Below are 7907 nucleotides of genomic sequence, written 5' to 3'. Positions count from 1 at the left end.
CCAACTGCTGGGCAATCTCGGCATAGGTCAGGTTATCCAGCTGCGACAGTAAAAAGGCCTGACGCGCTTTGCCCCCCAGTCCATCCAGCATCTGATCCACCATTTGCAACATTTCCAACTGGCTTTGCTGTAACTCGGGTGAAGGCATCACTGTTTCTGGCAGTTGGCTGAGCACGTCAAGGTAGGCTTTTTCTAAGGCATTACGGCGGAAACGATCGACCATTACGCGCTTGGCGATGGTGCAGAGGAAAGATTTCGCATCGCGCACTTCGGCGAGGTTATTGCCGCTCATGACACGCAGGAAGGTGTCTTGTGTCACATCATCCGCATCAAAAGCAGAACGTAGCTTTGCGGTTAACCACTGCGTCAGCCAGCCGCGATTGTCGGCATAAAATGTCGCAGGAGTCGGCGTAGTCGGTGAGGTAGCAGCGGGCAACATGATGTCAAAGTGTGTCAAAAGGTGAAGTTGCGTTGATACTAACTGCGAATAGTTATCATTACAATCGGTGGCGTGATTTTTTTGCTTGCGAAAGTGAGGGCTGAATTTTGGCTACAGCTCACCGCTGCGTAATGCTGTTTACTCAAGGAGGTATGTTGGAGCGCATAAATGCGCACCCTACGAAAACCCCGCACGATCATCGTAGGGTTGCCATTTATGGCGACCAAAAAAGCGCTTGAGTGACCAGCATTACAGTGCCTCGCGCCTTTAATTTCAGAACGCCATCGAACGCCAACCGCGCGCTTTGTCATTGCCCGTGCGCACAGCCAGTGAATGCGCTGCACGCTGTGAACGTGCCATCACCTCGGCTTGATTGAGTTGGGTGAACTCACCGTTGCGTAACAGATAAGCACCATCAACAAACACGTCGCTGACCTCATGGCCCAGCGCGGAGTAGACCAGCGAAGAGACCGGATGATGAATAGGCGTCATGGCGGGGTGTGAGGTGTCAACGATCACCACATCAGCACGCTTGCCGACCTCCAGTGATCCGACAAGGTGATCCAGACCGATGGCACGTGCACCGTCGATGGTGGCCATTTCCAGTACTTTTTCCGCTGTCATGATGGTGGGATCGCGATGGAACCCTTTTTGCAGCAGCGCCGCCACTTTCATCGCCTGGAACAAATTATGGTTGTTGCTGCTGGCCGGGCCATCAGATCCCAGGCCCACCGTCAGCCCCGCCGCCAGCATTTCCGGTATCGGCGGTACACCGGAGGCCAGGTAGAGATTGCTACAGGGATTGTGCGACACGCGCGTATCGTGATGCTTCAGGGCGCGGATATCCCGCGAGCTGCACTGCACGCAGTGCACCGCCAGCACGTCCGGGCCGAGGAAACCAATATCACTCAGAAACTCGGTGTCAGTGCTTTGGAATCGCAACTTTGCCTGTTCAATTTCGAAGTCGGTTTCTGCCACATGGGTGGTGATCAACACACCAGTTTCATCGGCTAACGCGCGTGTCCCGCGCAAGACTTCTTCATCCAGCGCCCAAATCATGCTGGGAGCCAATCCTACTCTGACGCGACCATCTACTTTGTGAAAACGTTGAATCACCTGACGCGCATCCGCTAATGCCGCTTCCGGCGTTTCGATCAGGGCTTCTGGAATACCGTGTTCAGCGCCGCTGGTGAGAAATCCTCGGCACACGTGACCACGGATGCCGCTGACCTCGAAAGCTTCAATCACTTTTGCCGTCAGCCCCGGTCGTGGATGCGCGTACATAAAATCCACCAAGGAGGTGACACCCGAACGCAATGACTCCATACAGCCGTGCAGGGCGGCGGCGTACACATCTTCTTCGGTGAGTGCCACAGCACTCGGGCCGGTCATACAGGTAAACCACTTCTTCAACACCATATCGTCACCCAGACCTTTCAACAGCGTCTGGAACAGGTGCGTGTGAGTGTTAACCATGCCAGGCATGATGATACGTTCACGACAATCAATCACTTCAACTTCGGGAAAGCGCTGGCTCAGGCTCTCGCGAGTGCCCATCGCGCTTATGGTGTGGCCCTCAATCACCAGACTCGCTTGTTCGAGGATCTCACGTTGCGGGTTCATGGTGATGACCCAGCCATCGGCCAATAAGTAACTCATGGTGCGCTCTCCAACTGCTGCTGGAGTTGTGCGGCATTCACCACAAAGCCAAAGCACTGCTGCACGTTATACAGCGTGGCATCGCGGCAATAATCCGGCGAGGTGGTGGCGCTGCAATCTTCCAGCAACAAACAGTCGTAGCCGCGAAAATTTGCGTCCTGCAAGGTACACAGCACGCACTGGTCAAGGTTCACACCGGCAAACAACAGTGTGGTGATGCCCAGATTGCGCAAAATGCTGTCGAGTTCGCTGTCGTGGAATCCGGACATGCGGTATTTGTTGACGCGAATATCTGACGCTGCGGGTGTCAGTTCCTCAACCACATCTGCTGCCCAACTACCCACTTGCAGAACGGGTGCGCCAGATACAGGCAAGGGATCGCCAAGGCCGACGCCATTACCGTGCGGGTTATACACATGCAGTAGCGCCGGACTGAGATTCAGTTTATCCGGTCGATTACCCCAGTTCAGCCAGATAACCGGGACATCGGCATGGCGCAATGCGGGCAACAGAGCTTGCAGCGGGGCAATGGGCGCACGCGCAGGGGTCACATCTACGCCGATGTGCCCAAGCCAGCCATCGGGATGGCAAAAATCGTTCTGCATATCCACCACGATGATCGCCGTCTGCTGTAAATCAAAAATCACTGAGCGATCGCGCGTGCTGAGTTGCATCGAACGTGCCTGCTGCGTCGGTCGGCGGGTATCAACAATTGCGGGTGACACTCGCCACTGGTTAGCACGGCTGCTGCCTAAAACGTTTTCCGCCATATCAGGCTCCCGTGAGTATGCGCAGGTCTTCTTCATCCAGCGTGACAGGGTCACCGCTGCGAATCAGTTCAGAGAAACCTTCATTGGGGGTCATCACGGTCAGGGTATAGAGCTTGCTGCTGCCGGTGTTACGAATGGCGTGATCGTTGCCAGGATGCAGCAGCAACGAATCGCCTTTCTTAATAGCCAGCTCATCGTCATTACAGCGGGCGATGCCTTCACCGTGCAGCACATAGAAAAATTCGTGGGCAGTGGCATGTTCATTGGGTGGCGTTGCGCCGCCGACATTAAAAATTTCCACCACGAAGATGTTTTTAATGCCATCCAGCGGTTTATCAAACAAGATGGCGAAATAGTTGCTGCTGTCCGGGCTGATGCGGAATGCCTGAACGTCCTTGAGATTATTAAATCGAAACGTTTTCATCTGTTATTCCTTGCGATAAGGCTGCGTTAATGCGCCGGGTTGCAACGTTCTTCCCACCACGCCAGACATGGCCAAAATGGTGAGCAGGTAAGGCAGGGCGAGAAGCACCTGCGGCGGTAAGCTGTTTTCAAATAACTGCAATGAGAGCTGTAACGCATCGGCTGCGCCAAAGATAAATGCGGCGATCAGCGCTTTCAGCGGACTCCAGCGACCGAAAATCACAATCGCCAGAGCAATAAAACCCTGACCGCTGACAATGTTGTCGCGAAACAGGCCAATCTGCGCGGTGACCAGATAGCTGCCAGCTAAACCTGCCCCCACGCAGGAGAACATCACGCCCCAGGTGCGGATTTTCAGGACATTGAGGCCTGCCGCATGTGCTGCGCGCGGATTTTCCCCAACAGCCCGCAACGAAAGGCCAAAGCGCGTATGAAACAGACAGAAATGCGCCACCACCGCCAGTAACAGCGTGAGATAAAGCGGCAGCGGCTGCTGAAACAGGATCGGGCCAATGAAAGGGATCGCCGAGAGCAGCGGAACGTGCCACGGCTCCAGCATGGGGATGGTTGGCGATGCGCCGTTGCCCATCACCAGGGCATAAATCCAGGTGGCTAAACCGGCGGCAAGGATATTGAACACGATACCGACCACCACCTGGCTGGCGTGGGCGCGCAGGTAGAGGGCGGCCAGCACACAGCCCACCAGCAGCCCACCGACACCTCCGGCGATAAACCCCAACGCCGTCGAACCACTCTCAACCGCCATCATGTAGCTCGACAGGGCGCCCAGCAGAATGGTGCCTTCGATGCCAATGTTCAGCACCCCGGAACGTTCCGCATAGATCTCACCCAGTGCCGCAAGCAAAACCGGTCCGGCAAGACGCACGGCCGCTGCCAGCCAGCTAATAAAGAAGGCAGTATCAAGGTTGGCCAGCAAATTCATGATTGTTCCTCCGCCAGCTGAGCGCGAGATTTACGTAACCCCGGCAGATTAATGCGGTAATAGCGCAGCAGATCGCCCGCCAGAATCAATAGCACCACCAGACTTTGCAAAATCAGCACCACCGATGTGGGCAGCCCGGTCTGGCGTTGCATGGCACTGCCGCCGACCTCCAATCCGCCGTACAGGATCGCGGTAGGGACGACCAACAGCGGGTTGAGCCGTGCCAGCAGCGCGACCACCACACCGATAAAGCCAACGCCCCCGGAGATGCCATCCATTAATCGATGCTGCACGCCGAGCACGGCGCATAGTCCTGCTAACGCCGCCAGGCCACCGCCCAGCAGCACCGCACCCATTTGACGGCGATTGACATCAACCCCGCTGTAGCGTGCGGCGCGTGGGTTGAGGCCGGCGACCTTGATTTCAAAACCCGCCGGGGTGGCACGTAACAGCCAGAAAACGAAGATCGTGGCGACCAGAGCAATAGCAATCCCCCAGTGCGCACGCATACCGCTCATGACAAAAGGCAGCCAGGTATCAGCAGGTAAACGTGGGGTTTGTGGCAAATCACCTGGCGCGCGCATTGGGCCAGAGACCAGATATTGCACGATGAATAGCGCGACATAGTTGGCCATCAGTGAAATCAGCACATCGTTACCGCCAAATTTTACCCGCAGCGCGCCGACCCATCCGGCCCAGATGGCACCTGCGAAAAACGCCGCCAACAGCACCATCGGCCAGTAGAGCAGTGCCGGAATCGCCCAGGGAAAACCTTGTGGCGTCCCAGAGAGGGCGATCCAGCTTGCTGCCGTCGCGCCCATCAGAAAGCAGCCTTCAAAACCGATGTAACCGAGTCCAGCGCGCCACACCACGATGGTCGCCAGCGCAATCAACATCAGTGGTGTGGCCTGTACCACACTCAATCCCAGGCTGCGCAGTGAGCCAAAGGCTTCATTAAACAGGAATCCATAGGCCGAAATGGGATTGCCGCCAAAGGGGATAAACAATAAACCGGCAATCACAAAGGCGGCGGCAATACCGCAACTACTGGTCAACAGCAGCGCGCCAGTGGATTCCGCAGGCGCAAGACGGCGCTCAAGCAGCTTCTTCACGTTCGCCTCCTTGCGTACGCAGATGCGCACCGGCCATCAGCTCACCCAGCCGTTCCGGCGTGGCGTCAGCAACGGGAAGTTCACCAGCAATTTGACCGGCATACATCACGGCGACGCGGTCCGAAAGATTGATGATCTCTTCCAGTTCAGCCGAAATCATCAGAATGGCGCAGCCGCGGTCGCGTGCCGCAATTAACCCTTGCCATACACTCTCAATCGCACCGACATCCAGCCCGCGTGTGGGTTGCTCCACTACCAGTAAGCAAGGATCGCTGGCGACTTCACGCCCAAGGATTAACTTTTGCAGATTACCGCCAGAAAGCTTGCCGGCTTCGAAGGCGGCGTCTGGGGTACGAACGGCAAAGCGGGCAATGATGTCACGTGCATGTTGGTTTATGTGTTGACGATCGAGCAGCCAGCCGCATGCGCGGGTGAAGCTGTGCTGACGTCCTAACAGGGCGTTATCGGTGATCGACAAATCTGTCACCGATCCCACTCCGCGCCGGTCAGCCGGAATAAAGCCAATGCCTTTATTACGCCGGATGGCAGGGGTGTCATCACTGATATCTTCGCCATTGAGTAGGATGCGTCCGGCTTCCAGCTTGCGCAGATTGAGCAGCGCTTCAGCCAGTTCCGACTGACCGTTGCCTTCTACGCCTGCAATACCGAGAATCTCTCCTGCGGCCACCTGCAGCGATACGCGCCAGATTTTTTGCTGGCCGCTAGCGTCACGCACCGCAATATTATCAACCTGCAGAACCGTTTTACCCGGCTGGCAGGGTGCCTTGTCCACACGCAGCACCACATCACGGCCCACCATCCGTCTGGCCAAATCACGCTCGGATGTGTCTTTAATATCGACGGAATCCACCATCTTTCCTGCCCGCATCACCGAAACATGGTGGGCGATGGCAATGATTTCATACAGTTTGTGGGTGACGATGACCACCGATCGGCCTTCCGCACACAGCGATTTTAACGTGGCGAAAAGCCCGGCTTTTTCCTGTGGGGTCAGTACCGCGGTAGGCTCATCGAGAATAAGGACCTGAGCATCGCGATACAGCAGTTTGAGGATCTCCACGCGCTGTTGTACGCCAATCGGCAAATGCTGAACTTTGGCCCAGGGGTCAATCGCCAAACCGTGTTTATCTGATAGCGCCTGTAACCGTTGCGCGGCAGCATGCAGATTGAGCCTGCCGCTACGATTTTCTTTCAGCCCCAGCACCACGTTTTCGACCACCGTCATCGGTTGCACCAGCATAAATTCCTGGTGCACCATGCCAATACCGCAACGAATGGCATCGCTGGGATCGCGGAAGCGCTGGATTTTGCCATCCACCACCACCTCGCCTTCATCCGCCTGATACAAACCATAAAGAATCTGCATCAGGGTGCTTTTACCCGCGCCGTTTTCGCCTAAGAGCGCATGAATTTCACCCGCTTTAATGCTGAGAGAAACCCCGTCATTCGCTATCACGCGCGCAAAGCGTTTGGTGATGTTGTTGAGCGCGACCCGCACCGGTGCTGTTGCTGTCATGGCAAATACTCGCTGGTTAAACCGAAGGTTTCAGTGTGCCGCTATCCAACTGCTGCCAGATGGTCTGGAACGCGGCCCATGCGGAGGCACTGACCAGTTTGCTGTTGTATTGCTCACTGCCGCTCACCACGGACCAGGCTTTGCCGACGGTGGGATGCCACTCGTCGCCGCCTTTAAAGCTTTTATTGGCGACAGATTCACCGACCTGTTCCACCATCCAGTCGAGGTTCTGGCGGAAGCTGCAGGCGACGTAATCCGGTGCCACGTCGCGCTGATCAACATAACAGCCAATCGCTTTGACTTTACCGGCTGCCGCGCCCTGCATCGCACCCAGACCGGTGACATCGGCGGCGTGCCAGATTACATCTGCACCGTTGCCAATCATGGTGGTGGCGGCTTCACGGCCCTTGGCGGCGTTGTCGTAATCACCCGTCACCACGCCCATGCCTTTGATGCCTGGACGGGTCTTTTCGGCGGCCTGAATGAAGGCGCGCATCATCGCTTGTTGAGTGGGATTATCGCCGCCACCAACAAAACCAACGGCCTTGCCTTTATCGGAAATCAATGCGGCCAGTGCACCTGCAGCATAAGCGCCTTGCAGATAGGCAAGATTGACGTACTCAACGTTGGCAGGGGATTTCTCTCCCGGTTTAAAGGTCGAGGCGAAGAAATAAGTTTCCGGGTAGTCCGGCGCGATTTCGGCAAACGCGGAGCCATATTCGAAGCTGTGGCCGATGATCAGGGTGTAGCCATCGTCGGCATAACCGCGAATCACCTGTTCCATCTGCGCCTGAGGCACGCTTTCACTGTAGGCCACGCTAAAACCGGCCTTTTTCAGGCTCTGCAATCCGGCAAACGCCAGTGAACTCCAGCCGCCGTCGGCCACTGAACCGGGCAGCAGTAAGGCAATTTTGATGTTGTTATTAGCGGCCATGGCTTTGCGCGACAACAGCGGGGCCAGTGTCGGTAACAACAGCGCGCCAGCCACTAATTTCGCGAAATGTCTGCGGGATACGTCTGCCAT

Annotated in this window: 8 protein-coding genes; all 8 read right to left on the bottom strand. The window is 56.3% G+C overall.

What is annotated here, in order from left to right; translation table 11 throughout:
• The coding region (locus PSSD_RS24885; RefSeq protein ID WP_058974097.1) for a sigma-70 family RNA polymerase sigma factor at positions 1 to 439 on the bottom strand (439 nt) is incomplete at its 3' end.
• A 273-nt stretch (positions 440 to 712) separates the two neighbouring features.
• On the bottom strand, positions 713 to 2098 hold the full coding sequence (locus tag PSSD_RS24880; RefSeq protein ID WP_058974096.1) for an amidohydrolase family protein: 1386 nt from the start codon (positions 2096 to 2098) through the stop codon (positions 713 to 715).
• Entirely contained in the window at positions 2095 to 2868 is a 774-nt protein-coding gene (locus tag PSSD_RS24875; protein WP_058974095.1) for a cysteine hydrolase family protein, read from the bottom strand. The genes PSSD_RS24880 and PSSD_RS24875 overlap by 4 nt, the downstream gene beginning before the upstream one ends.
• A 1-nt stretch (position 2869) precedes the next feature.
• Positions 2870 to 3292 carry a cupin domain-containing protein gene (locus PSSD_RS24870; RefSeq protein WP_058974094.1) on the bottom strand — a complete coding sequence of 141 codons (423 nt, stop codon included), beginning with the start codon at positions 3290 to 3292 and terminating at the stop codon, positions 2870 to 2872.
• A 3-nt stretch (positions 3293 to 3295) separates the two neighbouring features.
• Positions 3296 to 4234 (bottom strand): ABC transporter permease, encoded by a 939-nt coding sequence (locus tag PSSD_RS24865; protein WP_058974093.1) that lies wholly within the window; start codon positions 4232 to 4234, stop codon positions 3296 to 3298.
• Positions 4231 to 5346 (bottom strand): ABC transporter permease, encoded by a 1116-nt coding sequence (locus PSSD_RS24860; RefSeq protein WP_058974092.1) that lies wholly within the window; start codon positions 5344 to 5346, stop codon positions 4231 to 4233. The genes PSSD_RS24865 and PSSD_RS24860 overlap by 4 nt, the downstream gene beginning before the upstream one ends.
• Positions 5330 to 6883, bottom strand: coding sequence for an ABC transporter ATP-binding protein (locus tag PSSD_RS24855; RefSeq protein WP_058974091.1), 1554 nt, complete (start codon positions 6881 to 6883; stop codon positions 5330 to 5332). Before PSSD_RS24855 ends, PSSD_RS24860 begins: the two co-directional genes overlap by 17 nt.
• Before the next feature lie 16 nt (positions 6884 to 6899).
• On the bottom strand, positions 6900 to 7907 hold a 1008-nt coding region (locus PSSD_RS24850; RefSeq protein ID WP_058974090.1), incomplete at its 5' end, for a BMP family protein.

This window comes from Type-D symbiont of Plautia stali (genome assembly GCF_001485335.1).
Taxonomy (GTDB): Bacteria; Pseudomonadota; Gammaproteobacteria; order Enterobacterales; family Enterobacteriaceae; genus Pantoea; species Pantoea vagans_C.
Note: the sequence above shows the minus strand (reverse complement) of the source record. Positions and strands in the feature narration are given on the sequence as shown.

Excerpts from the sequence above, each read along its gene's own strand:
- PSSD_RS24880 (WP_058974096.1), bottom strand. The coding sequence starts at position 2,098 with ATGAGTTACTTATTGGCCGATGGCTGGGTCATCACCATGAACCCGCAA.
- PSSD_RS24875 (WP_058974095.1), bottom strand. The coding sequence starts at position 2,868 with ATGGCGGAAAACGTTTTAGGCAGCAGCCGTGCTAACCAGTGGCGAGTG.
- PSSD_RS24870 (WP_058974094.1), bottom strand. The coding sequence starts at position 3,292 with ATGAAAACGTTTCGATTTAATAATCTCAAGGACGTTCAGGCATTCCGC.
- PSSD_RS24865 (WP_058974093.1), bottom strand. The coding sequence starts at position 4,234 with ATGAATTTGCTGGCCAACCTTGATACTGCCTTCTTTATTAGCTGGCTG.
- PSSD_RS24855 (WP_058974091.1), bottom strand. The coding sequence starts at position 6,883 with ATGACAGCAACAGCACCGGTGCGGGTCGCGCTCAACAACATCACCAAA.